At 69.9% G+C, this 25,739-nt stretch carries 20 protein-coding genes; 9 read left to right on the top strand and 11 right to left on the bottom strand.

Going from position 1 to position 25,739, the window contains the following annotated elements:
* Positions 1-936, bottom strand: a complete 936-nt coding sequence (locus AABA78_RS19630; RefSeq protein WP_338264632.1) for a class I SAM-dependent methyltransferase — start codon at positions 934-936, stop codon at positions 1-3.
* Between the two features lie 211 nt (positions 937-1,147).
* Here AABA78_RS19630 and AABA78_RS19625 point away from each other — a divergent pair, with 211 nt between their 5' ends.
* Positions 1,148-4,927, top strand: a complete 3,780-nt coding sequence (locus AABA78_RS19625) for an FAD-dependent oxidoreductase (protein ID WP_338264630.1) — start codon at positions 1,148-1,150, stop codon at positions 4,925-4,927.
* Between the two features lie 3 nt (positions 4,928-4,930).
* Here AABA78_RS19625 and AABA78_RS19620 read toward each other — a convergent pair whose 3' ends face one another.
* On the bottom strand, positions 4,931-5,608 hold the full coding sequence (locus tag AABA78_RS19620; RefSeq protein WP_171419349.1) for a hypothetical protein: 678 nt from the start codon (positions 5,606-5,608) through the stop codon (positions 4,931-4,933).
* Positions 5,609-5,791: 183 nt separating this feature from the next.
* Here AABA78_RS19620 and AABA78_RS19615 point away from each other — a divergent pair, with 183 nt between their 5' ends.
* The gene (locus AABA78_RS19615) at positions 5,792-6,334 is read left to right on the top strand and encodes a SixA phosphatase family protein (protein ID WP_171419351.1); all 543 of its coding nucleotides are present in this window, start codon (positions 5,792-5,794) and stop codon (positions 6,332-6,334) included.
* A gap of 19 nt (positions 6,335-6,353) precedes the next feature.
* The gene (gene cyaY, locus AABA78_RS19610; RefSeq protein WP_171419353.1) at positions 6,354-6,686 is read left to right on the top strand and encodes an iron donor protein CyaY; all 333 of its coding nucleotides are present in this window, start codon (positions 6,354-6,356) and stop codon (positions 6,684-6,686) included.
* Positions 6,687-6,762: 76 nt separating this feature from the next.
* Here the strand turns inward: cyaY and frr are convergent, their stop codons facing one another.
* The 5 genes from frr to secA form a co-directional block, all read right to left on the bottom strand.
* Entirely contained in the window at positions 6,763-7,317 is a 555-nt protein-coding gene (frr, locus tag AABA78_RS19605; protein ID WP_120559232.1) for a ribosome recycling factor, read from the bottom strand.
* A 46-nt stretch (positions 7,318-7,363) separates the two neighbouring features.
* Complete coding sequence (gene pyrH, locus AABA78_RS19600; RefSeq protein ID WP_171419355.1) at positions 7,364-8,107, bottom strand: UMP kinase; 744 nt, start codon at positions 8,105-8,107, stop codon at positions 7,364-7,366.
* Between the two features lie 200 nt (positions 8,108-8,307).
* Positions 8,308-8,961, bottom strand: a complete 654-nt coding sequence (tsf, locus tag AABA78_RS19595; RefSeq protein ID WP_120527335.1) for a translation elongation factor Ts — start codon at positions 8,959-8,961, stop codon at positions 8,308-8,310.
* Between the two features lie 176 nt (positions 8,962-9,137).
* A complete protein-coding gene (rpsB, locus tag AABA78_RS19590; protein WP_120527334.1) occupies positions 9,138-10,118 on the bottom strand; it encodes a 30S ribosomal protein S2 in 981 nt (326 codons plus the stop codon).
* 344 nt (positions 10,119-10,462) lie between these two features.
* Positions 10,463-13,288, bottom strand: a complete 2,826-nt coding sequence (gene secA / locus AABA78_RS19585) for a preprotein translocase subunit SecA (RefSeq protein WP_171419357.1) — start codon at positions 13,286-13,288, stop codon at positions 10,463-10,465.
* Positions 13,289-13,773: 485 nt separating this feature from the next.
* Between secA and AABA78_RS19580 the strand changes: the two genes are divergently transcribed.
* Together AABA78_RS19580 and AABA78_RS19575 are read left to right on the top strand one after the other, a co-directional pair.
* Positions 13,774-14,799 (top strand): 23S rRNA (cytidine(2498)-2'-O)-methyltransferase RlmM, encoded by a 1,026-nt coding sequence (locus AABA78_RS19580; RefSeq protein ID WP_338264624.1) that lies wholly within the window; start codon positions 13,774-13,776, stop codon positions 14,797-14,799.
* Between the two features lie 71 nt (positions 14,800-14,870).
* Complete coding sequence (locus AABA78_RS19575; protein WP_338264622.1) at positions 14,871-15,575, top strand: nucleotidyl cyclase domain-containing protein; 705 nt, start codon at positions 14,871-14,873, stop codon at positions 15,573-15,575.
* Positions 15,576-15,578: 3 nt separating this feature from the next.
* Here the strand turns inward: AABA78_RS19575 and AABA78_RS19570 are convergent, their stop codons facing one another.
* From AABA78_RS19570 to AABA78_RS19555, 4 genes are all read right to left on the bottom strand, one after another.
* Complete coding sequence (locus tag AABA78_RS19570) at positions 15,579-16,496, bottom strand: M23 family metallopeptidase (RefSeq protein WP_120553170.1); 918 nt, start codon at positions 16,494-16,496, stop codon at positions 15,579-15,581.
* A gap of 226 nt (positions 16,497-16,722) precedes the next feature.
* Positions 16,723-17,523 (bottom strand): Stp1/IreP family PP2C-type Ser/Thr phosphatase, encoded by an 801-nt coding sequence (locus AABA78_RS19565; RefSeq protein ID WP_171419838.1) that lies wholly within the window; start codon positions 17,521-17,523, stop codon positions 16,723-16,725.
* A gap of 107 nt (positions 17,524-17,630) precedes the next feature.
* Positions 17,631-19,367, bottom strand: a complete 1,737-nt coding sequence (gene recN / locus AABA78_RS19560; RefSeq protein ID WP_171419835.1) for a DNA repair protein RecN — start codon at positions 19,365-19,367, stop codon at positions 17,631-17,633.
* A 157-nt stretch (positions 19,368-19,524) separates the two neighbouring features.
* Positions 19,525-22,788, bottom strand: a complete 3,264-nt coding sequence (locus AABA78_RS19555) for a DEAD/DEAH box helicase (protein WP_338264616.1) — start codon at positions 22,786-22,788, stop codon at positions 19,525-19,527.
* Positions 22,789-23,095: 307 nt separating this feature from the next.
* On the opposite strand from AABA78_RS19555, the gene AABA78_RS19550 reads away from it, so the two are divergent.
* From AABA78_RS19550 to AABA78_RS19535, 4 genes are all read left to right on the top strand, one after another.
* A complete protein-coding gene (locus AABA78_RS19550) occupies positions 23,096-23,632 on the top strand; it encodes an adenine phosphoribosyltransferase (RefSeq protein WP_338264614.1) in 537 nt (178 codons plus the stop codon).
* A 101-nt stretch (positions 23,633-23,733) separates the two neighbouring features.
* Positions 23,734-24,354 carry a TetR/AcrR family transcriptional regulator gene (locus AABA78_RS19545; RefSeq protein ID WP_338264612.1) on the top strand — a complete coding sequence of 207 codons (621 nt, stop codon included), beginning with the start codon at positions 23,734-23,736 and terminating at the stop codon, positions 24,352-24,354.
* Positions 24,354-24,851: a pantetheine-phosphate adenylyltransferase gene (coaD, locus tag AABA78_RS19540; protein WP_338264610.1), complete on the top strand. Its 498-nt coding sequence runs from the start codon at positions 24,354-24,356 to the stop codon at positions 24,849-24,851. Before AABA78_RS19545 ends, coaD begins: the two co-directional genes overlap by 1 nt.
* Positions 24,848-25,594, top strand: a complete 747-nt coding sequence (locus AABA78_RS19535; protein WP_338264608.1) for an MBL fold metallo-hydrolase — start codon at positions 24,848-24,850, stop codon at positions 25,592-25,594. The genes coaD and AABA78_RS19535 overlap by 4 nt, the downstream gene beginning before the upstream one ends.
* Positions 25,595-25,739 lie beyond the last annotated feature (145 nt).

Below are 25,739 nucleotides of genomic sequence, written 5' to 3'. Positions count from 1 at the left end.
TCAGCGGGGCCGCTCGGCGGCCATCAACATGTTGTCGCCCAGGTTGAACGGGATGGACCAGCTGGACGGCACACCCCGCCGCGCCAGCTCCAGCACCGGCGCCGCCGGCGTGAAGCTCGCCCCCACCTTCCGCAGCAGGTAGTCCGCGGAGATGATGTGCGTGTACGTCCGGACGTCCGTGACGTGGAAGCCCACCTCCTCCAGCAGCAGCGCCAGGGTGCGGCGGCCGAAGTAGAACAGGTGCATGTCCATCAGCCACGGCCACTGGCCGCCCATCAGCCGCGCCAGCAGGCTGCCCGCGTCGATGGTGGACAGGTAGATGCGGCCGCCGGGGCGCACCAGCTTGAGCGCCGCCTTCAGCTCCTCGCGCGGATCCGCGAAGTGCTCCACCACGTCCCACAGCGTCACCACGTCGTACTGGAGCCCCTTCGCCGCCAGCTCCCGCAGGGAGATGCCGTGCACCGTGAAGCCCAGGCTCCGCGCGTTGCCGGCCGCCCAGCGCGACAGCTCCAGCCCCTCCGGGCGGAAGCCCGCCTCGCGGGCCACGTCCAGGAAGTAGCCGCAGTAGGCCCCCACATCCAGCAGCGTGCGGCCCTGGGCCGGGCCCAGCTCGCGAAGCACGCGGCGGAAGGTGTGGTAGCGGTTGTCCTTCTCCGCGACGTAGAGCGGGTCCTCCACGTCCTGGTACGCCTGGAGCAGCGCGTCCGGGGACTGGAGCGGCCACTGGAACATCATCCCGCAGTCCTCGCAGCCCCAGATGGGCGGGTGGCTGCGGTGGCCGAAGGACGTGCAGTTGTAGGCCGCCGCCCCCTGGGGTTGGGTCGCGCCGCGCGCCCGGTGACGCAGCCGCAGGCGCACTCCCTTGCACAGGTAGCAGGCATCCGGCACGGGGGCCAGGTGCGGTTCGGAGGCGCGACGGGCGGCGGGGTCCATCATGGCGGCGCACCGTAGCCGCTGGGGGCCACCGCCTCAACACGTCGGATGGGACGAGCCTGACGTCGGATGGGACGCGCCTGCCCGCGGGCCTCCCTCACGCCCGGCGGCCTCCAGCGGCCCCAAGCCGCTTGCTTTCCGGGCGACACGCCGCGAAATAGGCCCCCTTCTGGAATCGTTGCTCCAGGTTCACCTCCCCCTGAAGTCCCGTGACATGCGCGCCTTGAACGACCCCGCTTCCGCCCCTGCCCCCACGCTCCAGCTGGGCCTGCCGGGGTTCTCCTTCGAAGACCTGTACCGCCCCAGCGGCCTGCGCCGGCTGGCGGAGCGCTTCGACGCGCAGCTCCAGGGTGACGCGCCCGACCTGTTCCAGGCCTTCGACGCCTACCGCAAGTCCGGCGGCACCAGCCCTTCGGGCCCGGCGGAGTCCGACCTGCTCATCCAGGTGGCCCGCCACGTCTCGCGCTTCGTCGCCACGCTGTTCGGCATCACGCCGGAGGCCGAGCGTCTGGCCCGCCAGCTGCGCGGCGAGCTGCCCCTCTTCGACTTCAAGCGCGAGTTCATCACGCGCCGCGTCTTCAAGAAGGGCGCGCAGGACCGCCCGACGCTCGCGGAGTTCCCGTCGCTGGACGGCCGCATGCGCCTGCTCATGCAGCTGGGCTTCCCGGACGCGCTGGCGCACGGCGACCTGGAGCGCGGCCTGGCGGAGTCCATCCTCACGCTGCTGGACCTGGAGCGGCTCTACTCCGGCAACCTGCCCCCCGCGCACCAGGAGCGCGCCCCCGCCCTGCGCGAGCGCTGGGCCGCCCTGCGCGCCGCGCTCACCGCCACGCCGGAGGGCGCGGACGCGTTCGGCTCCAGCCTGGTGACCAAGGGCGACGACGCGGCGGAGCTCCAGTGCGTGCGCGCGCTCCTGTCGCTGGCGGACCGCTGGACGTACGCCCGCGCGCTGCACCCGGAGACGAAGGCCCTCTTCCACACCTGGCCCACGCTCAGGCTGCCCAAGCCGCTGGTGTTCGATCAGCTGGTGCAGCTGCAGCGCCCGGACGCGCAGTTGGAGGAGAAGACGGAAGGGCTGGAGCACCACCTGCGCCACCGCGACGGCTTCAAGCTCACCGACCGCCGGGGCACCCCGCGCGACGTGATGAACGAGGTGGACTACTGCGTCATCTGCCACGAGCGGCAGAAGGACTCATGCAGCAAGGGCTTCCCCGCGAAGGACCCGGTGGCGGAGGGCCACTCGTTCAAGAAGAACCCCCTCGGCATCCCGCTCACCGGCTGTCCGCTGGACGAGCGCATCTCGGAGGCGCACGCGCTCAAGCGCGAGGGTGACTCCGTGGCCGCGCTGGCCATGGTGACGCTGGACAACCCCATGTGCCCGGGCACCGGCCACCGCATCTGCAACGACTGCATGAAGGCCTGCATCTTCCAGAAGCAGGAGCCGGTGAACATCCCGCTGGCGGAGACGGCCACGCTCACCGACGTGCTGGAGCTGCCGTGGGGCTTTGAAATCTACGGCTTCCTCACGCGCTGGAACCCGCTCAACATCCGCCGCCCGTACGCCCTGCCCTACGTGGGCCGCAACGTGATGGTGGTGGGCATGGGCCCCGCCGGCTACACGCTGTCGCACTACCTGCTCAACGAGGGCTTCGCCGTCACCGGCGTGGACGGCCTCAAGATTGAGCCGTTCCCGGATGAGCTGGTGGGGCGCAACGGCCACACGCTGGCGCCCATCCGCGACTGGCGCGCACTCACGCGTGAGCTGGACGAGCGCGTGCTGGAGGGCTTCGGCGGCGTGTCCGAGTACGGAATCACCGTGCGCTGGGACAAGAACTTCCTCACGCTCATCCACCTGACGCTCGCGCGCCGCGAGGGCCTGCGCATCTACGGCGGCATCCGCTTCGGCGGCACGCTGACGGTGGAGGACGCGTGGGCGCTGGGCTTCGACCACGTGGCCATCGCCGCGGGCGCGGGCCGCCCCACCATCATCGGGATGAAGAACAACCTCATCCGGGGCATCCGCAAGGCGTCCGACTTCCTGATGGCGCTGCAGCTCACGGGCGCCTTCAAGCGTGACTCGATGGCGAACCTCCAGGTGCAGCTGCCCGCCATCGTCATCGGCGGCGGCCTCACCGGCATCGACACCGCCACGGAGCTGATGGCGTACTACCCGGTGCAGGTGGAGAAGACGCTGGAGCGCCACGAGAAGCTGGTGGCGGACCTGGGCGAGGACGGCGTCGTCGCGCGCCTGGACGCCGAGGAGCGCGCCACCTACCAGACCTTCCTGGAGCACGGCCGCGCCGTGCGCGCGGAGCGCCAGAAGGCCCGGGCCGAAGGCCGCTCGCCGGACTTCATCCACCTGGTGCGTTCGTGGGGCGGCGTGAGCCTGGTGTACCGCCGGGGCCTCACGGAGTCCCCCGCCTACCGCCTCAACCACGAAGAGGTGTCCAAGGCGCTGGAGGAGGGCATCCGCTTCATTGAGCGGATGAGCCCCACGGAGGCGCTGCAGGACGACACCGGCGCCGTGCGCGCCATCCGCTTCGAGCGCATGGTGACGGTGGACGGCAAGCTCAAGGGCAGCGGCCAGTTCTTCGAGCTGCCGGCGAAGACGGTGTGCGTGGCGGCGGGCACGTCCCCCAACGTCACCTACGAGAAGGAGTACCCCGGCACCTTCCAGCTGGACGAGGCGAAGGAGTACTTCCAGGGCCACGAGCTGGTGGAGGACGGAAACGGCTTCAAGCTCCAGCCGGTGGAGGCCGCCGAGGACCCCGAGGCGAAGGTGGGCTTCTTCACGTCCTACGCGCAGGACGGCCGCTTCGTGTCCTTCTACGGCGACAACCACCCGACCTACGCGGGCAACGTGGTGAAGGCCATGGCCAGCGCGAAGGACGGCCACCCGGAGGTGGCGCGCCTGTTCGCGAAGGAGGTCGCCGCCATGGACCTCCGCGACACGGCCGCGCAGGAGGCGCGCGAGGCGAAGCGCGCCGCCCACTTCGCGAAGCTGGACGAGGCGTTCCTCGCCACCGTCGTCGCGGTGAACCGGCTCACGCCGACCATCGTGGAGGTGGTGGTGCGCGCGCCCTTCGCCGCGAGCCACTTCTCCCCCGGCCAGTTCTACCGGCTCCAGAACTTCGAGCGGAACGCGCCGCTCGTGGACGGCGTGCGCCTCACCATGGAGGGCCTGGCCCTCACGGGCGCGTGGGTGGACAAGGAGCAGGGCCTGATGGGCACCATCGTGCTGGAGATGGGCTCCTCCTCCCGCCTCTGCGCCGCGCTCAAGCCCGGCGAGCCCGTCGTGCTGATGGGCCCCACGGGGGCGCCCACGGAGATTGGCCACAACGAGACGGTGGTGCTGGTGGGCGGCGGCCTGGGCAACGCGGTGCTCTTCTCCATCGCGCGCTCGCTCAAGGCCGCGGGCTGCCGCGTGGTGTACTTCGCGGGCTACCGGCTGAAGTCGGACTCGTTCAAGCAGGACGAGATTGAAGCCGGCACCGACCAGGTCATCTGGTCCGTGGACTCCGGGGAGACACTGGACGTGCGCCGTCCGCAGGACGCGGCCTTCCGGGGCAACGTGGTGCAGGCCATGGTGGCGTACGCGGAAGGCAAGCTGGGCGTGAAGCCCGTCATCTCGTTGAGCGAGGTGGACCGCATCATCGCCATCGGCTCGGACCGGATGATGCGCGCGGTGGCGGAGGCCCGGCACGGCGTGCTCCAGCCGTTCCTCAAGCCAGGCCACGAGGCCATCGGGTCCATCAACTCCCCCATGCAGTGCATGATGAAGGAGATCTGCGCCCAGTGCCTCCAGCGGCACGTGGACCCGCTCACCGGCAAGGAGACGTGGGTCTTCTCCTGCTACAACCAGGACCAGCGGCTGGACCACGTGGACTTCGTCAACCTGAACCAGCGCCTGCGCGGCAACACGGTGCTGGAGAAGATGGGCGACACCTTCCTCGCGCAGCTGTTGAAGAAGGCGCCGCAGCTCAAGCGCATCTAGCCCTCAGCGCCGCACGCCCGCGAAGGCCTTGAGCATGTCCTGATAGTTCTTCGTCAGGTCGGCTTCGCGGGACAGCACCACGTCCACGTTGGCGTCGCCGAACTCCCGGCGCGCCTCCGGGAGCTTCTGGAAGGCCTCCACCTGCCGCCGCATGGACTCCACCTGCGGCGCCAGCTCCTTCTGCTGCTCCTCCGGCATGCGGGACTGGAGCGCCTCCAGCTTCTTGAGCTCCTCCTCGTACTGGAGCGTCCGGCCCATCTGTCGCTGGCTGATGACGGCGGTGACGACCTCCGCGATGCGGTTCACCTCGTCCGTGGACAGCCCCGCCGCCTGACGCGCGTCGGCCTCCGCCTGCGCCTTGCGCTCGATGAGCTTCAGGCCGCTCCGGGCCTTCTCCAGCGCCTGGGGCGTTCCCGCGTCCATCAGCGGCCCCATGTCCTGCAGGCCCCGCATCAACGACCCGTACACCTCCAGCATCTTGCGCTGGTAGCCCACGTACGCATCCAGCTGGGCCTTCGTCACGGCGTAGGGGCCGTCCGCCGCGGACTCCCCGGCCTCCCCACCTTCCAGGCGGGCGACCGTCTCCCTGGCGTCGCCGCCCCCTTCCGAGCCTTCCGCCGCATCCTTGCGACACGCGGACAGGACCAGGACGACGGCCAGACACCCCCACGACTTGCGCATGCCACCTCCCATAACCGCCAACGGGTGGCCAGTGTATGCTCCGGCTGGCCCCGCGAACGGCGGTTCCCGAACGCCCTTCACGGGCAGGCTGTTCCGGGCACTGAACAATCGATTCATTACCTTTGACCAACCGGGCCACGGTCATGTACGAACCGCGGTCTTGTCGCGAGCGGTGGAGGGACTTTGAGGATTTTCCTGGTAAGGCACGGCGATGCGGACGCAGAGATCCCCGAGGGTCTCGGCGACGAGGCGCGCGCGCTGACCGCGAAGGCCCGTACGAATGTCGCCGCGCACTTCGCGTCGCTGTCCGAGCGCATGGGGCCCATCAGCCTCATCCTCACCAGCCCGCTGGTGCGCACGGTGCAGACGGCGCAGATCCTCTCCAACTCCGTGAAGCATGAAGGCCTCCTGCGCGTGCACCGCTGCCTGCTGCCGGACATGCCGGTGGGCGCGGTGGAGCCCGTGCTCAAGGAGTACTCCGACGAGAACCTCGTCCTGGTGGGCCACCAGCCCTCCATGGGCGCGCTGGCGGCGCACCTCTTGGGGATGCAGTCCTTCCCCAAGCCGGTGAACCCGGGCACGGTCATCGCCATGGAGTGGCCCGACACGCCCACCAGCACGGAGGACCAGGTGCCCGGCGAGAAGGGGGAGAACCCCCCGGCGCAGCACCTGAAGTTCCTGTTCTACGCCGCCCCCGGCCAGCAGGTCCTCGACGTCGTCCAGTGACGTCCGGGAGCGCGGCGCCATGATGGACGAAGCCCGCTACAACTCCCTCGTGGCCGCCGCGTTCAAGCGCATCCTGACGGCGGCGGACGCCTTCGACCCCGACGTGCTGGAAGCCGAAGCCACCGGGGACAAGGTGACGCTCACGGCCGCGGCCGGCGAGAAGTGCATCATCAACACCCAGCGTGCCGTCTGGCAGGTCTGGGTGGCCGGCCAGGGCCAGGGCATCCACTTCAGCTACGACGACGCCTCGCGCACCTGGAAGGACGACAAGGGCAAGGGGCTGGAGCTGTTCGCCTTCGTCGCGGGCGTGGTGAAGCACCTCACCGGCGAAGCGCTCACCTACCCGGCCTGAAGTCCCGCTGAAGCCCGCCTGAATCCCGGAGGAGGCCCGTGGCTGCTGGCCACGAGCCCCCGTGCGACGGGACGGCTCAGACCTTCATCACTTCCTGCTCCTTGGCCGCGAGCATGGTGTCCACCTGCTTGATGCCGGCGTCCGTCTTGTCCTGGACGTCCTTGGTGAGGCGCTTGAGGTCGTCCTCGGTGATCTTCTTGTCCTTCTGCTGCGTCTTGAGCGCCTCGTTCGCGTCGCGGCGGATGTTGCGGATGGCGACCTTGTGCTCCTCGCCCTTCGCCTTCACCTGCTTGACGATGTCCTTGCGGCGCTCCTCGGTGAGGGGCGGGAAGGGCAGGCGGATCATCTCGCCGTCGTTCATCGGGTTGATGCCCAGGTTCGCCTCACGCAGGGCCTTCTCGATGTCCTTCAGCACGCCCTTGTCCCAGGGCTTGATGGTGATGAGGCGGGGCTCCGGCGCGTTGATGCTGGCCACGCCGGCCAGCGGCGTGGGGGTGCCGTACTGGTCCACCTTGATGCCGTCCAGGATGGCGGTGCTCGCACGGCCGGTGCGCACCTTCGCCAGCTCCCGCTTGAGGTCGTCCAGTGACTTGTCGATACGGCTCTTCAGTTCCGCGGCGGCGTCAGCCATTTGAGTCTCCTCTAGAAGTGGGTGTGTCGCAGTCCTGCTTGGGGCTTCAGGCCCAGACCGTCTCGGACGCGCCGACGACGGTGCCGAACTCGCCGTGGCCCGTGACGGCGCGCTGGATGTTCCCGCGCGTGCCCAGGTCGAACACGATGATGGGCAGCTTGTTGTCCATGCACAGCGAGATGGCCGTGGAGTCCATCACGTTGAGGTTCTGCTTGAGGACGTCCATGTACGTGAGCGTCCGGTAGCGCTTCGCGGTGGGGTCCTTCTTCGGGTCCGCGTTGTAGACGCCGTCCACCTTGGTGGCCTTGAGGATGACCTGCGCGTTGATTTCCATCGCGCGCAGCGACGCGGCCGTGTCGGTGGTGAAGTAGGGGTTGCCCGTGCCCGCGGCGAAGATGACGACGCGGCCCTTCTCCAGGTGGCGCACCGCGCGCCGGCGGATGTAGGGCTCCGCGATCTGCTCCATCTTGATGGCGGACTGCACGCGCGTCTTCAGCCCCTGCTTCTCCAGCGCGTCCTGCAGCGCCATGGAGTTGATGCAGGTGGCCAGCATGCCCATGTAGTCCGCGCTCGCGCGGTCCATGCCCTCCGTGGCGCCAGCGACGCCGCGGAAGATGTTGCCCCCGCCGATGACGAGGGCGATTTCGAGCCCCGTCCGCGACAGCTCGGCCACTTCCTCCGCGATGCGCGTGAGGGTGGGCGGGTGGATGCCGTACTTCCCCTCGCCCATCAGGGCTTCGCCCGACAGTTTGAGGAGGATGCGCTTGTAGGGAGAGGTGGATTCGGACATACGCGACCGCTTCTATCCCCCGCCCCGCGCCCAAGCAACGACGGAAGTCGTGACGCGCGCCGCACCGTCCGGTGCCGGGCGGACGGACGCCGCGAGCAGGGGCCTGGAATACCAAGGGCCGCGCCCCCGGCGCCCTTCCCCAGGAGAGGAAGAGCCCCAGGCACGCGGCCCTGGAGGACGGCGGGACGGCGGGAGGCGGCTTAGGCCTGGCCCAGCGTCTTGGCCACTTCGGCGGCCAGGTCGTCCTTCTTCTTCTCGATGCCCTCACCCACCTCGAAGCGGGCGAAGCGGCGCACGGAGACCTTCTCGCCAATCTTGGCGGCGCGCTCGTTGATCATCTCGCCGACCTTCTTCTTGTCGTCCTTCACCCAGAGCTGGTCCACCAGGCAGACGCCCTCGTAGTACTTCTCCATCTTGCCCACGAGGATCTTCTCCAGCATCGCCTCGGGCTTGCCCTGCTGCTTGAGCAGCTCGCGCTGGATCTCCTTCTCCTTGTCCATGGCCTCGGAGGGGACCTCCTCGCGGCGGACGAACTTGGGGTTGGCCGCGGCGATCTGCATGGCCACGTCCTTCACCAGCTCCTGGAAGTCCGGGTTGCGAGCGACGAAGTCCGTCTCGCAGTTGACCTCCACCAGCACGCCGATGCGGCCGCCGTGGACGTAGGTGCCGACGATGCCCTCGGCGGCGACGCGGCCGGCCTTGCCCTCGGCCTTGGAGATGCCCTTCTTGCGCAGCCACTCCTCGGCCTTGGCGAAGTCGCCACCGGACTCGGCCAGCGCCTTCTTGCAGTCCATCATGCCCGCGTTGGTGCGCTCGCGGAGGTCCTTCACCATCTGGGCGGTGATCTCAGCCATGTCGTGTCTCTTTCTTCTTCTGCTCCGAGCCTGGCGGCGTGCGCCGGGGGCGGAGGCCTGAGTTCAAGGGAGGAAAACGCTGGAACGAAAAACGGAGACGGCCGGACAGCGGGCCTTGAGAGGTGCCGCCCGGCCGACTCCGGAAGCTGCGGAAGGAAAGCGATGGGGACGGGCGGTTACTCCGCCGCCGGCGTGCCCTCGCCACCCTCGGGCGCCTGCTCGGTGGCGGCGGGGGCGGCGGACGCGCCACCCTTCATCTCCACGAGGGGCCCACGGCGCTCGCCGCCACGGTCACCACCACCGCGGCGGTCATCGCGGTCGCGGCGGTCGCCACGGCGCGGGCCACGGCGGTCGTCACGGTCGCGGCGGTCGTCACGGCCCTCGCGCTCCTCCTGCTCGTCGCGCTCGGCGGCGCCGGACGCACGGTAGCGCGCCGCACCCTCGAGGCACGCGTCCGCGATCTTCGACGTGAAGAGCTTGATGGAGCGGATGGCGTCGTCGTTGCCCGGGATGACGAAGTCGATGCCGTCCGGATCGCAGTTCGTGTCCACCAGGCCAATCACCGGGATGCCCAGGCGGGTGGCCTCGTGGATGGCGATGTGCTCCTTCTTCGGGTCGATGATGAAGACGCAGCGGGGCAGCTTCGCCATGTCCTTCACGCCGCCCAGGTTCTTCTCCAGCTTCTCGCGCTCGCGGTCGAGCTGGGCGACTTCCTTCTTGGGCAGGCGCTCGAAGGTGCCGTCCTCGGCCATCTTCTCCAGCGTCTTCAGGCGGTCGATGCCCTGCTTGATGGTCTTGAAGTTCGTCAGCGTGCCACCCAGCCAGCGGCTGGTGACGTGGAACTGACCAGCGCGGGCGGCCTCCTCCTGGATGACGTCCTGCGCCTGCTTCTTGGTGCCGACGAACAGCACCGAGCCGCCGCGGGCCGTGATGTCCGCCACGAAGCGGAAGGCCGAGCGGGCCATCGTCACGGTCTTCTGCAGGTCGATGATGTAGATGCCGTTACGGGCGCCGAAGATGTAGGGCTTCATCTTCGGGTTCCAGCGCTTGGTCTGGTGGCCGAAGTGGACGCCGGCCTCGAGGAGCTGGCGCATCGTGATGCCGCTGGCGGCGGCCATCGCCTGGGCCTGCGTCTGCGTATCCTGCTGGGTATCCATGGTGCGTGTACCTTCCGGTTGTTCCGCCACGCGCGTTTAAGACAGCTGCCAGTCCTGGCCCCTCCACCGTGGAGGGGCACCGGAGACCGGTGACACGCGTGTGAGTAGTGGGTGCTGCGGACTGCCTCGGGCGTACGGCCCGGCCCCTCTTCATAACGGGGCGCGGCGTCCTTAGCAGAACGCTCAAGAGGGGCGCAAGCTTCGGCACACCGTCCGTCCGGGTCCCACCCCTCCGGGGCTGCTCCCCTCCCCTCCAGGAAGGCGACCGGCGCGGCCACCGCTCCCCTGGAGGGGGAGGGCAACCGCGCCGGAGGGCACTGCTTTCTGTCAGCTGGCGTCAGGGACTACGGGTTCGCCTCGTTGGCGCCGTGGCACTTCTTGTACTTGCGGCCGCTGCCGCAGGGGCAGGGGTCGTTGCGGCCCACGGTGCGGGCGGGCGCGGCGGCGGCCTCGCGCTGGGCGACCGGGGTGGCGGTGGCCTCCTCGATCTTCCCCTCGGCGTCCGCGCGGCCCTCCACGGCCTTCTTCTGCTGCTGGGCGAGCTGGCGCTGGATGCGGGCCGTCTCCTCCGCGGCGCTGGAGGCGGAGCGGGCCTGGACGCGCATCATCTGGCTGACGAACTGCGTCTTGATGGCGTCCAGCATCTGCATGAAGCCCGTGTAGCCTTCCTTCTTGTACTCCTGCTTCGGGTCCTTCTGGCCGTAGCCGCGCAGGCCGATGCCCTGGCGCAGGTGGTCCATGGCCAGCAGGTGGTCCTTCCACAGCTGGTCGATGGTGGCCAGGTACCGGTACTGCAGGAAGCGCATGAAGTCTTCGCCGAACTCCTGCTCGCGGGCGGTGAAGACCTTCTCCGCCGCGGCGTAGATCTGCTCCTGGAGCTCGTCGCGGTTGCCGACGCCCTCGAAGGTCATCTCCAGGTTGAGCGACTCCTTCACCATGTTGGACAGCGAGGCGATGTCCCAGGTGTCGGAGCTGCGCGTGGGGGCGTAGGTGTCCGTCATGGACACGACGACGTCCTCCACCGCGTCCAGCACCATCTCCCGGAAGTCCGCCCAGGAGATGACGCGCTCGGAGCGCGTCTTCACGCGCGTCTTGAGGTCCTCCTCGTACTCCACGAGGGGGATGCCCGCGCCCGACGCGAGCACCTGGCGGCGCAGCTTGTAGATGGTGCGCCGCTGCTGGTTCATCACGTCGTCGTACTCGAGCAGGTTCTTGCGGATGTCGAAGTTGTGGCCTTCGACCCGCTTCTGCGCGCTCTCGATGGCGCGAGAGAGCCAGATGTGCTCGATGACCTCGCCCTCCTCCATGCCCAGGCGCTCCATCAGCATCTGGATGCGCTCGGACCCGAAGATGCGCATCAGGTCGTCTTCCAGGGACAGGAAGAAGCGGCTGGCGCCCGGGTCACCCTGGCGGCCGGCGCGGCCACGCAGCTGGTTGTCCACGCGGCGGGACTCGTGGCGCTCGGTGCCGATGATGAAGAGGCCGCCGGCGGCCATGACCTCTTCACGCTCGCGCTTGGTGAGCGCCTCGTTGTTCGCCTTCGTCTCCGCGAAGCGCTTCTCGTAGTCCGCGAGCGCCGCCTGGTAGGCGGTGAGGTCCGGGGGCTGACCGTCCACGGCCTCCGGCGGCTCCGGCGGCGGGCCCATCTCACTCTTGGTCATGACCTCCGCGTTGCCGCCCAGGAGGATGTCCGTGCCGCGGCCGGCCATGTTGGTGGAGATGGTGACCGCGCCCTTGCGGCCCGCCTGCGCGACGATGTCCGCCTCACGCTGGTGCGCCTTGGCGTTGAGGACGCTGTGGGGCACGCCGCGCTTCTTGAGGAAGTTGGACACCACCTCGCTCTTGGCGATGGACACCGTGCCCACGAGCACCGGCTGGCCGGCCTTGTGCAGCTCTTCAATCTGCCCGGCGACGGCCTCGAACTTCTCGCGCTCCGTCTTGTAGACCACGTCCTGTTCGTCGCGGCGCTGCGCCTGACGGTTGGTCGGGATGACGCGCACGTCCAGGTTGTAGATCTTCGCGAACTCTTCGGCTTCCGTGTCCGCGGTGCCCGTCATGCCGGACAGCTTGGAGTACATGCGGAAGTAGTTCTGGAACGAGACCGTGGCGAGCGTCTGGTTCTCGTTCTCAATCTTCACGCCCTCCTTGGCCTCGATGGCCTGGTGGAGGCCGTCGGACCAGCGACGGCCCGGCATGAGGCGGCCGGTGAACTCGTCGACGATCTGCACCTCGCCGTCCTTCACCACGTAGTCCTTGTCGCGCTTGTAGAGCGTGTGCGCGCGCAGGGCCTGCTCGACGTGGTGGAGGGTCTCGATTTCGCCGGGGTCGTAGAGGTTGCCGACGTTGAGGCGCTTCTGGAGCTTGTCGATGCCGTCGTCGGTGAGGGCCACCGCGCGGTGCTTCTCATCCAGGGTGTAGTCCTGGTCCGGCACGAGGCCCGGGATGACCTGGTCCACCCGGTAGTACTTGTCGGTGCTGTCCTCGGTGGGGCCGGAGATGATGAGCGGCGTGCGGGCCTCGTCGATGAGGATGGAGTCCACCTCGTCGACGATGGCGTAATTGAGCTCGCGCTGGACGTAGTCCTGCAGACGGAACTTCATGTTGTCGCGCAGGTAGTCGAAGCCGAACTCGTTGTTCTGGCCGTACGTGATGTCCGAGCGGTACGCGTCCTGGCGCTGCTTGTCGGACAGCTCGTGGAGCACGCAGCCCGTCGTCATGCCCAGGAACTTGTAGACCCGGCCCATCCACTCCGCGTCGCGGCGGGCCAGGTAGTCGTTCACGGTGACGACGTGCACGCCACGGCCGGACAGGGCGTTGAGGTAGGAGGGCAGCGTCGCGGTGAGCGTCTTGCCTTCACCGGTGCGCATCTCCGCGATGCAGCCCTCGTGGAGGAACATGCCGCCGATGAGCTGCACGTCGTAGTGGCGCTGGCCGATGACGCGGCTCGCGGCTTCACGGGTGAGGGCGAAGGCCTCGAACAACAGGTCGTCGAGCGGCTTGCCGTTCGCGATCTCCTGCTTCATCCGGGCGGTTTCGCGCGCGAAGTCGTCGTCCTTGAGGGCCTTCATGCGGCCCTCCAGTTCGTTGATGCGGGCGACCTTCAGACGGGCTTTCTTGAGCTCGCGCTCATTCTTGGTCCCGATGAGCTTCTTTAGCGTCCATTCAATCATGTTGGCTCTCTCGCCGGAGGATCCTCGAAGGAGCGCGGCGAGTGAAGGGAATTCCCAGGAGATGTAAGGGAGAACCAGACCAAAACCACGCGCGCCCCCCGAAACTTCCTCTCGGCTGGCCGCCCGGCGCGCGGTGGCCCAGAGTAAAGCGGAACCGAGTCCACGCAATGTCCCCTAAGCAGATTCACCGTCCCCGCGCCGCGAAGACTTCTTCCGGTCGCTCCTCCCCGGGCCCCCGCCGACCAGGCGCCCCCTCCCGTCCCGGCAAGCCTTCGCGCTCGGGGCCTCCCTCTAACGGCAAGGCCGGACCGAAGCCCGGCCCCCGGGCGGCAGGCAAGCCGGGCCCCAGGTCTGGAGGCAAGCCAGGCCCCAAGACCGGGGGCAAGCCGGGCCCCACGCCCCGTGCCGGTGGCCCCGGACGCTCCGCCCCGGCGCCCATCGCCTCGCCCGCGCCGCGCATCCCACCTCGGGCGCGCATACCGCCCATGCCCGCACAGACGCTGGCGGCCCAGCCGGCCCGGTGGCTGTGGACCTGCCGGGAGGGCTTCGAAGGGCACCTGTTCGAGGAGCTGGCCTGGGCGGACGCGGCCCCCCGCCTCCTGGGGCCGGCCCTGGTGGAGTCCCAGCAGCGCCCGGACGTGCCGCCTGCCTTCGGCCGGGCGGTGGAGAAGGTCATCACCACCTGGGCCCCGCCGGGCGGAGCCCAGGTGCCGGTGGAGGACATCGTGGCCGCGATGTCCGGGCTGCCGTCGCGCGTGCCCTGGCTCGTCCGGGCCTACACGCCGGACAGCGCGAAGGGCAACACGCAGGCGGGCCGCGCCGAGGCCCTGGAGGCGGCCGTGCGCGCCGCGCTCCCCCCGGCCCGGTTGCTGGAGGACGATGGCCGGGCCCGCGAGGCGGGGGCCCTGCTGGTGGGCCTGTGCGTCGCGCCGGAGGGGGTGCTGATGCTGGGCGCGGTGAGCGCTCGCGAGGCCCTGTCGCTGGCGCCGGGCGGGCGGCGGCGGATGAAGCGCGCGGGCGAGTCCCCCTCCCGCGCGGCGATGAAGCTGGAGGAGGCGCTGGACGGGCTGGCGCATGAGCCCGGGCGCGGCGACGTCTGCGTGGACCTGGGCGCGGCGCCGGGCGGCTGGACGCAGCGGCTGGTGGCCCGCGGGGCGCGGGTGGTGGCGGTGGACCCGGCGAAGCTGATGCCGGAGCTGGCCAGGAACCCGCGCGTCCAGCACGTGCAGGAGAGCGCCTTCGCCTACGCCCCGGAGGAGCCCGCGGACTGGCTCTTCTGCGACATGGCGTGGCGGCCCCTGGAGGTGGCGCAGCTTTTGGCCAAGTGGGGCCGGCGCCGCTTGGCGCGCAACCTGGTGGCCAACATCAAGCTGCCCATGAAGGACAAGAACCCGCTGCTCCTGCGCGTCCGCCAGACGCTCGTGGAGGACGGGGGCTGGGAGGGCCTCACCGTCCGCCAGCTCTACCATGACCGGGACGAGGTGACCGTCACGGCGCACCGGATGCGCTGAGCGCGACCAGGCGGGCGCGGGGAGAAGCTTTCCTGCGCCCGCGGCCGGTCCGCGCTACACACGCGGGCACGATGCCCTACGCAATCGACGACGCCACCGCTACCGCCCTCGTCGCACTCCATCCCCGGGCCGCGCGTCCCGGGCACGCCCAGGAGGCGCCGCAGGCCGCCGCCCAGGAGCTCATCGCCGCCGAGCAGCGCCGACGAGGCCAGCCGGACGCCACCGGGGCCATGCACGTGCTGGCGCTCACGCAGGGCACGCTCCTCAAGGAGGAGTTCGACCTGTCCACGCACGCGCACCACGACGGCTGGCGCGTGGGCGCGGTGATGGTGGACGTGAAGGAGATGATCCACTTCAACGCGCGCTTCGGCTTCCCCGCCGGGGACGCGCTGCTGAAGGCCACCGTCGCGTCGCTCACCGCGCAGTACCCGGGCGCGCGCATCGTGCGCTTCCAGCCGGATGGCTTCGCGGTGCTGCTGCTGCCCACGTCCCAGCTCACCGTGCGCGAGGACAGCGCGGAAGGGACGCGCGCGAGGCTGGCGGAGGACCTGCGCCCCGCGCTGCCTCCGGGCGCCTCGGCCACCGACGTGCCGGGCTTCACCGTGGCGCTGCTGGAGCTGACGGTGCACCAGCCGTCGCACTGGCAGGTGCTGGGGCCGCTCCTGTGGGCGGAGGTGGAGCGGGCCTACATCATGGAGCGCACCGGGCGGACGCACGGCCTGCAGCGGCGGCGCCTGCGCCTGGACGCGTTCCTCCCGGAGCCGGAAGGAACCTGAGCGTTACTCTTCCAGGATGAACTTGCGCGGGTTCTGCGGCACGCCGTTGACGCGCACCTCGTAGTGCAGGTGCGGGCCGGTGGAGCGGCCCGTGTTGCCCACCGCCGCGATGGGCGAGCCGCGCTTCACCCGGTCCCCGGCCTTCACCAGAATCTTGGACAGGTGGCCGTAGCGCGTCTTGATGCCGTAGCCGTGGTCGATGACGAGCACGTTGCCGTACCCGCCCTCCAGCCCCGCGAACACCACCGTGCCGTCCGACGGCGCGGTGACTTCCTTGCCGTGCGGCGCCGCGATGTCCAGACCCGCGTGCGTCACGCGGTCCGCCGTGTACGGGTCCAGGCGCTGGCCGAAATCGCTGGTCACCCAGCCGCGCGCCGGCCACACCGACGGCGTGGAGGCCAGGAGCGACTTCTGGTCCTGGAAGTAGGCCTGCAGGTCCTGGAGGCTCAGCTCCTGGCGGGTGGCCTCCGCGGACAGCCGATCCAACCGGCCCAGCATCATCTTGGGCGTGTCCGTGGTGGTCAGCTGCGTGAACTGCGTGTCCGTCGCGGGCACCGTGGTGCCGGCCTCCGGCTCCGTGGGGCCCATGGCCAGGTTGCGCTGCGGGTCCGACAGGAGCGTCACCGCGCGCAGCTTCTGGTCGAAGCGCTCCACGCGGTCCAGCGTGGAACCGATGTGCTCGATGCGCTCACGCACCGACTTCAGCTGCGAGCGCAGCGTGAGGTTCTCCTCGCGCAGGATGCGGTTCTCCGACGCGTCCGCCGCCACCTGGAGGTAGTGGATGCTCGCACCGGCGCCCAGGCCCGCCACCAGCATCAGGCCCATGCCCACCTGAACCAACCAGGAGCGCTGGATGGTGTAGCGCTTCACCGGAGCGTCGTGGTCCGGGATGACCATCAGCGTGAAGGACTTTTTGGCCACGGACCACTCCTGGGGAAATCTCTTTCGCTACGTGGGACTTCCGGCGCCAGAAGCTAAGTCGCTCCCCGCGCTCGCAACACCTCCCCCACCCGCCGCCCCTCCCGCACCGTCACCCACTGATGATTCTCAATGGATGGAAAGGTTGGGGCAGCTATCATCCGCGTTTGAAGAGTGTCAAGGTCAACAGACTGCGGGACGCGCCCCAATCGCGCCCCGAGTCCGGGCCCTACCCGCCCTGCATGCGCACCACGATGACGCTGATGTTGTCGTCGCCGCCGCGCTCGTTGGCCAGGTCGATGAGGTGCTTGGGCACCTCGTCCAGGCTCGGGTAGCGCGCGACGGTGTCGTGGATCTCCCGGTCCTCGAGCATGTTCGCGAGGCCGTCAGAGCAGAGCAGGAACACGTCGCCGGGCTCGGACACGAGCCCCATGACGTCCACCTGCACCTCCTCCTCGAAGCCGACGGAGCGGGTGATGATGTTCTTGTACCGGGAGTGCTTGGCCTCTTCCGGTGTGATCATCCCCGCCTTGATCTGCTCGTTGACCAGCGAGTGGTCCTCGGAGATCTGCTGAATGAGGTCCCCGCGGATGAGGTACGCGCGACTGTCACCCACGTGGGCGAAGAAGGCGTGCTCGTCGCGGACCACCAGGGAGATGACTGTCGTGCCCATGCCGGACAGGCGCGCGTCATCCTGGGCGGTGAGGTAGATGGCCTGACAGGCCTTCTCCACCGCGCCCCGGAGCGCTTCCGGAATGGGCGAATCCTGGAGGTTGGGAACGCTGACGAAGGGGTTGTCCCGCCCTTCACGTGCGCGCCTCAGCTCCTTGTCGATGGTCTCGACGGCGATGCGCGACGCGGTTCCACCACCCGCGTGCCCACCCATGCCGTCCGCCACGACGTAGAGCTGGAGCTCATCGTCAATGAGGAAGCTGTCCTCGTTGTGATTGCGCTTGCGCCCGACGTCCGTCAGGCCAGCGGAGATGACTTTATGGCGGGGGGCCGCGGTCTGCCCTGCGGTGCTGGACACGCGCCGGATGCTATGTGAGCCCATTAGTGGGGGCAAGGACGCGCTCGAAAACTCGCGGTGCGTCATGCCCCTCCCCCTGGGTCACCCCTACCTTTTGAGCCGCCACTTCAGGCCGTCCGGCGCAGCCGGCCCCGGGGGCTATTGCCTTCCGGGCCGGATTCGCGGCGTGCGCGGGGGGTGGCCCGGTGGGCCGAACGCACCAGCGCCTCCGCCGCGCCCAGCGCCTCGCGCGTCACCTCCACGCCGGACATCATGCGCGCCAGCTCCTGCGTGCGCTCGGCGCCGGCCGCGAGCGGCAGCACCTGGGACACGGTGCGCTCGCCCTTCACGCTCTTCTTGATGAGCAGGTGCGCGTCCGCGTAGGCCGCCACCTGGGGGAGGTGCGTGATGCACAGCACCTGCCGGTGGGAGCTGACCTCGCGAATCATCCGCCCCACCACGTCCGCGATGGCGCCGCTCACGCCCGCGTCCGCTTCGTCCAGGATGTAGCAGCCGCAGGCGTCGCTGTCCGCCAGTGCACGTTTGAGCGCGAGCAGGAGGCGGCTGGCCTCGCCGCCCGAGGCCACCTTGGCCAGGGGCCGCGCCGGCTCACCCGGGTTGGCGCTGAAGAAGAACTCCACCTCGTCCAGGCCGTCCGGACGCAGCGCCTCCCCGGCGGTGACGCGGACCTCGAAGGCGGCCTTGCCCATGGCCAGCCCGCCCAGGCCCTCGCGCACCTGCTGGGAGAAGGCCCCCGCGGAGGCCTTGCGCGCGCGGGACAGTGCCAGCGCCGCCTTGCGCGCCCGCTCCTCCACGCGTTTGCGCTCCTGGTTCAGCTCCTCCAGGATTTCGCGCCGGTTCTCCAGCGTGCCCAGCTCCGTCTCCAGCTCGCCGCGCTTCTTGAGGACGCCGTCCAGCGTCACGCCGTGCTTGCGGCACAGCCGCTTGAGCGCGTCCAGCCGCTCCTCCACCTCGCCCAGCCGCCCGGGGTCGGACTCCAGCCCCTCCACGTAGCGGTTGAGCCGGCGCGCGGCCTCCTCCAGCTCCGACAGCGCGGTGCTGAGCGACTGCGCCACGGGCGCGAGCGTCGCGTCGAGCTTGACGCCCTCGTGCACGAGCCCCAGCGCGCGCCCGACGATCTCCACCGCGGACGGTGCTTCCCCCGACACCAGCAGTTCGGCCTCCGCGCCGTGGCGCTTGAGCTTCTGGGCGCTGCCCAGCCGCCGGCGCTCCGCGTCCAGCTTCACGTCCTCGCCGGACTCCGGGTCCAGGCGCGTGATTTCGTCCAGCTGGAAGCGCAGGAACTCCGCGCGCTCGCGCACCTTGGCGTCGTCGCCGCCCAGCGCGTCCATGCGGGAGTCCACTTCGCGCAGGTTCGCCCACTCGCGGCCGTACGCGGCCAGGGCTTCCTCCAGGCCGCCGTACTTGTCGAGCAGCACCCGGTGCAGCCCGGAGTCGAAGAGGCTCACGTGCTCATGCTGGCCCGCGATGTCCACCGCGCCCCGGGTGAGCTTCCCCAGCACGCCCAGCGTCACCAGCGCGCCGTTGACGTAGACCTTTCCGCGCCCGGTGCGCCCGAGCACGCGGCGCACGAGCACCTCCTCTCCCAGGTCCGGGAGGCCCAGTTCCTCCAGGCGCGCGGCCAGCACCGGTGTCCGGGCGAACACGCCCTCCACCGCCGCGTCCTCGCAGCCCGCACGGATGACGTCCGCATCCGCCCTGCCCCCGAGCAGGAGGCCCAGCGCGTCCACGAGAATGGACTTGCCGGCCCCCGTCTCACCCGTGAGGACGGTGAGGCCCGCGCCAAACGCGACCTCCACCTCCTCAATCACCGCAACGTTCGAAATCCGAAGACCCAGCAGCACCAGCGCCCTCCGCGGTCCGTACGACGGCCCCAACACCTGAACACCCTAGCAGGTCTTGGTGACACTGCACAGGTGTTCGGGTCGTGCGGACGGTGGGAGGGCGAGTGGGAGGGCGTGGCCTGTTGGCGCCACAACCCTCTCCCACTCACCGGGCGCATCAGATTTCGGTGAACAGCTCCTGGATGTCCTGTTCCGTGAGGTTGCGGCCCATGTCGTCCCCGTCCGTACCCAACACGCCGGCGGCGAGGTCGCGCTTGCGGCGCTGGAGGCTGAGGATCTTCTCCTCCACCGTGCCGCGGGTAATCAGCTTGTAGCTGATGACCGCGCGCGTCTGGCCGATGCGGTGCGTACGGTCCGTGGCCTGGTCCTCCACGGCGGGGTTCCACCACGGGTCGAAGTGGATGACGTAGTCCGCGGCGGTGAGGTTCAAACCGGTGCCGCCCGCCTTGAGGCTGATGAAGAAGAGCGGCGGGCCGTCAGGGCGGTTGTACTCGTCCACCTTGCCCATGCGGTCCTTGGTGCGGCCGTCCAGGTAGAGGTAGCGCAGGCCCTTCTTGTCCGCCTCCTGCTTCAGGAGCTCCAGCATCTCCGTGAACTGGCTGAAGACGAGCGCGCGGTGGCCTTCCGCCACCAGGTCCGCCACCAGTTCCATGAAGCGCTCCAGCTTCGCGCTGGACGGCAGCAGCGTGCCGGGCGGCATCTTGAGCAGGCGCGGATCGCAGCACACCTGACGCAGGCGCATGAGCGCCGCGAGGATGGACACGCGGCTGCGCTTGAAGCCCACCTTCTCGATGGACTCGTGCACCTTGCGGCGGCTCTCCTCCAGCACCTCGCGGTAGAGCGCGGCCTGGCCGGGCTCCATCTCGCACCACGCGACGCTCTCCGTCTTCGGCGGCAGGTCCTTGGCCACCTCCGTCTTGAGCCGGCGCATGATGAAGGGCTGGATGCGGCGGCGCAGCCGGTCCTTCGCGGTGGCGTCGTTGGCCACCTGGATGGGCTGCTCGTAGCGGTCGCTGAAGCCCTCCGCGCTGCCCAGGAAGCCGGGCATCAGGAAGTCGAAGATGCTCCAGAGCTCCGACAGCCGGTTCTCCAGCGGCGTACCGGTGAGCGCGAGGCGCGTCTCGCTGGGCAGCGACTTGCACGCCTGCGCGGTGGCGCTGTCCGCGTTCTTGATGTTCTGCGCCTCGTCCAGGATGACGTAGCGGAAGCCCACCTGGGACAGCTGCTCCAGGTCGCGGCGCACCAGCGCGTACGACGTGAGCACCAGGTCCATCTCCTTCAGGTCTTCCGCGCGCTCGCGGCGGTCCTGCCCGTGCCACACCATGGCCTTGAGGCCCGGCGTGAAGCGCTCCGCCTCGCGCTCCCAGTTGGCGAGCACGCTCGTGGGCGCGACCACCAGGGACGGCTTGCGGCCCTCGTCGTTGGCCACCTTCTGCATCAGGCTCAGGGACTGGATGGTCTTTCCCAGACCCATGTCGTCCGCGAGGATGCCGGACAGCCCGTGGCGACGCAGGAACCAGAGCCAGGACAGGCCCGCCTCCTGGTAGTGGCGCAGGGTGGCCTGAAGGCCCTCCGGCACGGCCACCTTCGGCACGCCGGCGGACTCGCGCAGCGCGAGCATGGCCTGACGGGCCTTGGCCTCCACCTCGGTGAACTCGCCCAGGTCCGCGAGCAGGTCCAACGCCACCGCCTGGTGCAAGGGCAGCCGCGTGCGGGTGCGGCCCGGCATGGCGCCGGCCTCCTCCAGGAGGTCCGCCACGCGCTTGATCTCCGCGACGTCCGCCTCCGCGAAGGAGCCGTCCTTCAGCGGGACGAACTTGCGACCGGAGTCCAGCCACATGCGCACGGCGCCCAGGTCCACGGCCTGGTCGTCGGTGACGAACTCCGCGTCCAGGTCGAACCACTGCACGCCGCTCATGCCCACGCGGATGCGCGGCTTGAGCTTCGGGCGCAGCCGCACCTTGGGCGCCTGCACGCCGTAGCGCTCCCACTCGGCGGGGAGACCCGCGAGGCCCCGTGCCCAGAACTCCAGGGCCACGTCGCCCGTCGCGTCGAACGCCTGCGAGGCCTGGTCGAAGCGCAGGCCCTGGTCGAGCAGCAGCTTGCCCGCAGCGCGCTCCACCTCGTCGCGGCGCCGGTACAGCTTGCGCGCGTCCTCGCCCACGCCGCTGGCGTAGCCCAGGTGCGTGGCCGTGGGGGACACCGCCACCGTCGTCTGGCCGTAACGCGCGGCCAGCTGCACCTTCACGCGCTCGGCGGCGCCCTCCAGCGTGAGGACGAAGCGCGGCTCCACCGACTCGTCGACCTCGATGTCGTCCGCCTTCAGCGACATGCGGAAGCGCGGCAGGTGCGCGGCGAAGAACGTCAGCACCCGGTCCAGCTGTCCGGCCGGGAAGGCCATGGTCGGTTCCAGCAGCCACTTGCGCAGCAGGCGCGGCGGGAAGTCCGGCTCCACCGCGTGGAGGTTCTGCGCCTGGATGACGTAGGTGCGCCGGCCCGCGAGCACGATGACGTCCTTGAGCGGGTAGCCCACGCCGTCCGGGAACAGCAGTTCAATCTGCGCGGTGGCGCCATCCGGACGCGACTCCAGATGGATTTGCGGCCGCACCGGCTGGTCCATGTAGACCAGCGGCGTGCCCCGGTAGATGACCCGGCGCTGGCGCAACAGCTCCAGCACCTCGCACAGGTCCTCGTCGGACAGCACGATGCGCGAGTCGTAGCGATGCTCGTGGCGCGACAGCACCATGAAGATGCGCTCGTCCGCGGGCGCGATGCGGCTGCCCGCCTGGAGCAGCCGCTTCACGTGCACGGGCCCCTTGGTCTGCGCGTCCTGACGGCGCACGTCCACGACCCAGTGGCGGCCGTTGGAGCCACCCGCGCCGGTGTTGGCGGGGGTGAGCCGGTAGAGGAACTCGTAGTCGGGCAGCGACGACAGGCCCAGCCAGCTCTCCACCTTCGCGAGCGCGGGCAGGCTGACGCCTTCCATTCCCGGCGCACCGCCTCCGGGAATCTCCACCTCGTCGTCCGGACCCAGGTCCTCGGGTTCCGGCGGCGGAGGCGGGGGTGCGGCCTTTTGTGGCGGGGGCGGCGGCCGGAAGCGGGCCGCGTAGATGAGTGCCACGGCGACCACGTGCTCGCAATGCGGGCCGTTGGTGTTCCAGACCGGGCAGGTGCAGGAGGAAACGACTTTCCCCTCTCCCGGTATCAGGGCCACGTCATAGCGTTCGCCGGACGGACCCGCGACCTGCGCGCGGATGCGTTCGGGTTCACGCGTGAGGCCGAAGACGCGGCGGCCTTCAGCCACCTCGCGGCCTTTCTTGAACGTGGCGGGCTCGACCTCGGCCTTGAGGGCGCGGAGCCAGAGTCCGTCCTGGGGGGAGAGAGGGTCTCGGGTGTCAGCGGTGGTTTGCACGGCTTGCAAGGGCCCCAGACTCCTTGGTCGGGGGGAACCGCCTCGCTTAACACAGTGAGGGGATCCCCGCGCGCGGGAAAAAATACGGCGTCATCCAGCCGATGCGGTCCGGCGACGCGAAGCTGTGAGATCATCAACGTCCGCCATGTCCCGGTCCCGTCCCAGTCCGCCCGTTTTCCGGCCGTTGGCCCCGGGGCCCTCCGTCCGGGGGCTCACCAGGCTGGCTGTCACCCGGGCCGGGTACGCTTGGGTCCCAGGTCCCCCCAGGTGTCGTCCACCGGGCTGAACGCCGCTGTCCCCCTTCGGAGCCTCCCCCATGTCCCTCGACCCCACGCTCGTCTCCGACCTCCAGGCCGTCCTGCGCGACGTCCCGGACTTCCCCAAGCCCGGCATCGTCTTCAAGGACATCACCCCCATGCTGGCCGACCCCCGCCTCTTCGGCCGGGTGGTCAACGCCATGTCCGCCCCCTTCCGGGGCCAGCACATCACCAAGGTGGTGGGCGTGGAGTCGCGCGGCTTCCTGCTGGGCGCCCCCATCGCGCTGGCGCTGGAGGCGGGCTTCGTCCCGGCGCGCAAGCCCGGCAAGCTCCCCCACAAGCGCATCGTGGAGCGCTACTCGCTGGAGTACGGCGCGGACGGCGTGGAGATGCACGAGGACGCCATCCTCAAGGACGAGCGCATCCTCGTGGTGGATGACGTGCTCGCCACTGGCGGCACCGCCGACGCCACAGGAAGGCTCGTCACCCGGCTGGGCGGGCAGATTGTCGGTTACGCCTTCCTCATCACGCTCGACTTCCTCGAGGGCGCGAAGCGGCTGGGGCCGGACAAGGTGACGTCCCTCCTCACCTTCTAGTCTCCGAGCCTCAACGCGGCGCCTCCGGCCCCACGTCCGGTTGACGTCCGCGCTGGCCCTGTTTATAAGTTGGTCACACAACCTAGAAACAAACCCACGCCATGCCACGACCCTCCAACACCGAAGCGCGCCGGGAGCAGATCGTCGCCGGGCTGCTCAAGGCCATGGCCGAGCGCGGCTATGAAGGCGCGTCCGTGGCCGAGATTGCCCGGGCGGCGGGCCTGAGCGCGGGGCTGGTGCACTACCACTTCGAGGACAAGCAGGAGATCCTCCTGACCCTGGTGCGCTCGCTGGCCTCGCGCGCCCGGCAGCGCTTCGCCACCCGGGCGTCGAAGCTCGCGGCGGACGACGCGCGCGGGCGGGTGGAGGCGTTCGTGGACGCGTTCCTGGCCACCGGGCCGGACGCGGACGTGGCGGCGGTGGCGGGCTGGGTCACCATCAGCGCGGAGGCCATCCGGCAGCCGGAGGTCCGCGTCGCCTACGAAGAGGTGGTGCGCGCGGACCTGGAGCACCTGGAGGCGCTGGTCGCGGCGGCGGTGGGCAAGCGCCGCGCGCGCCCCCTGGCCGCGGGCCTGTTCGCCGCCATCCAGGGCTACTTCGTGCTCTCCGCGAGCGCCCCCGGCCTCGTGCCCCCGGGCTCCGCGGCGGGCACGGTGAAGCGCATGGCGGCGGGCCTGCTGGACGCGGCGACTCTTTCTCCCTCGGACCGAGAGGTGTCGTGATGACCATTGCCATCTACGCAGGCAGCTTCGACCCCGTCACGGCGGGACACCTGTCCGTGGTGCGCCAGGCGGCGCGCCTCTTCAGCCACGTCGTGGTGGTGGTGGCGGTCAACCCGAAGAAGTCCACGCTGCTCACCGCCGAGGAGCGCATGTCTCTCATCCGCGAGGCCGTGGCCCGGCACCCCAACGTCTCCGTCACCTTCACCGAAGGGCTCATCGTGGAGCTGGCGCGGGAGATTGGCGCCAGCGTCCTGCTGCGCGGCGTGCGCGGCGCCACCGATGCGCAGTTCGAGACGGAGCTGGCGCAGATGAACCGCGCGCTCGCGCCGGAGCTGTCCACCCTCTTCCTCCCCGCGGAGGCGCACCTGGCGGAGGTGTCCAGCAGCGCCCTCAAGGAGCGCCTGACGCGCGGCGAGGACGTGTCCGCGTACTGCCCTCCCGCCGTCGCCGCGAAGCTGCGCGAGCGGCTGTCCCCTTCCCTCCGGAGCCATCCATGAGCCTGTCGTTCATCCCCCTCGGCGTCGGTGATGCCTTCTCCGCGCTGCACTACTCGTCGTGCCTCGCGGTGGAGGCGGAAGGGCAGGTGCTGCTTATCGACTGCCCGCACCCCATCCGCAAGATGATGCGCGAGGCGTCCGAGTCCTCCGGCGTGCACCTGGACGTGGAGCGCGTCAGCGCCGTGGCCCTCACGCACCTGCACGCGGACCACGCCTCCGGCCTGGAGAGCCTGGCGTACTTCTCCTTCTTCGTGCTGCAGCGGAAGATGGAGCTGCTCGCGCACCCGAGCGTCACGCGCCGCCTCTGGGAGGGCCACCTCGCGGCGGGCATGGAGTGCCTCATCGAGCAGCACGGCGCGGGGCCCAACGACAAGCACTTCGAGGACTACTTCACGCACACGCCGCTGCACCTGGAGCGCGCGGTGAAGCACGGCCCCTTCGAAATCGAGTGCCGCTTCACCTACCACCACGTGCCCACCACCGCGTTCCGCATCCGCGCCGGGGGCCGGTGCCTGGGCTACAGCGCGGACACCGCGTTCGACGAGGGGCTCATCTCCTGGCTGTCGGAGGCGGACCTGGTCATCCACGAGACGAACTACGGCGTGCACACGCCCTACGAGAAGCTGGCGGCGCTGCCGGAGGCCACCCGCGCGAAGATGCGCCTCATCCACTACCCGGACCTGTTCGACGCGAGTGGCAGCGTGATTGAGCCGCTGGCGCAGGGCCGGCGCTACACCGTCTGAGGGAGGAGCGCGCGGCTGGCCGGATGCCCCTCGTCCCCCGGGAAGAGGGGCCTGGGGCTTGCGCGTTGCGCCATGTCCGGCCCCGCTCGCCTTCATGCGCCGAGTGCGCTACGCCGAGAGGGATTGGCGCTCCCCCGTGCCCCCG

Origin of the sequence: Corallococcus caeni (genome assembly GCF_036245865.1) — a bacterium.
GTDB lineage: Bacteria > Myxococcota > Myxococcia > Myxococcales > Myxococcaceae > Corallococcus > Corallococcus caeni.
The sequence above is the reverse complement of the archived record's forward strand: the minus strand, read 5'-3'. Positions and strand labels throughout refer to the sequence as shown.

Coding starts and splice junctions, on each gene's coding strand:
- coaD (WP_338264610.1), top strand. CDS start 24,354: ATGACCATTGCCATCTACGCAGGCAGCTTCGACCCCGTCACGGCGGGA.
- AABA78_RS19625 (WP_338264630.1), top strand. CDS start 1,148: ATGCGCGCCTTGAACGACCCCGCTTCCGCCCCTGCCCCCACGCTCCAG.
- AABA78_RS19575 (WP_338264622.1), top strand. CDS start 14,871: ATGCCCTACGCAATCGACGACGCCACCGCTACCGCCCTCGTCGCACTC.
- AABA78_RS19580 (WP_338264624.1), top strand. CDS start 13,774: ATGCCCGCACAGACGCTGGCGGCCCAGCCGGCCCGGTGGCTGTGGACC.
- pyrH (WP_171419355.1), bottom strand. CDS start 8,107: ATGTCCGAATCCACCTCTCCCTACAAGCGCATCCTCCTCAAACTGTCG.
- AABA78_RS19620 (WP_171419349.1), bottom strand. CDS start 5,608: ATGCGCAAGTCGTGGGGGTGTCTGGCCGTCGTCCTGGTCCTGTCCGCG.
- AABA78_RS19630 (WP_338264632.1), bottom strand. CDS start 936: ATGATGGACCCCGCCGCCCGTCGCGCCTCCGAACCGCACCTGGCCCCC.
- rpsB (WP_120527334.1), bottom strand. CDS start 10,118: ATGGATACCCAGCAGGATACGCAGACGCAGGCCCAGGCGATGGCCGCC.
- secA (WP_171419357.1), bottom strand. CDS start 13,288: ATGATTGAATGGACGCTAAAGAAGCTCATCGGGACCAAGAATGAGCGC.
- AABA78_RS19535 (WP_338264608.1), top strand. CDS start 24,848: ATGAGCCTGTCGTTCATCCCCCTCGGCGTCGGTGATGCCTTCTCCGCG.
- cyaY (WP_171419353.1), top strand. CDS start 6,354: ATGATGGACGAAGCCCGCTACAACTCCCTCGTGGCCGCCGCGTTCAAG.
- frr (WP_120559232.1), bottom strand. CDS start 7,317: ATGGCTGACGCCGCCGCGGAACTGAAGAGCCGTATCGACAAGTCACTG.
- tsf (WP_120527335.1), bottom strand. CDS start 8,961: ATGGCTGAGATCACCGCCCAGATGGTGAAGGACCTCCGCGAGCGCACC.
- AABA78_RS19550 (WP_338264614.1), top strand. CDS start 23,096: ATGTCCCTCGACCCCACGCTCGTCTCCGACCTCCAGGCCGTCCTGCGC.
- AABA78_RS19545 (WP_338264612.1), top strand. CDS start 23,734: ATGCCACGACCCTCCAACACCGAAGCGCGCCGGGAGCAGATCGTCGCC.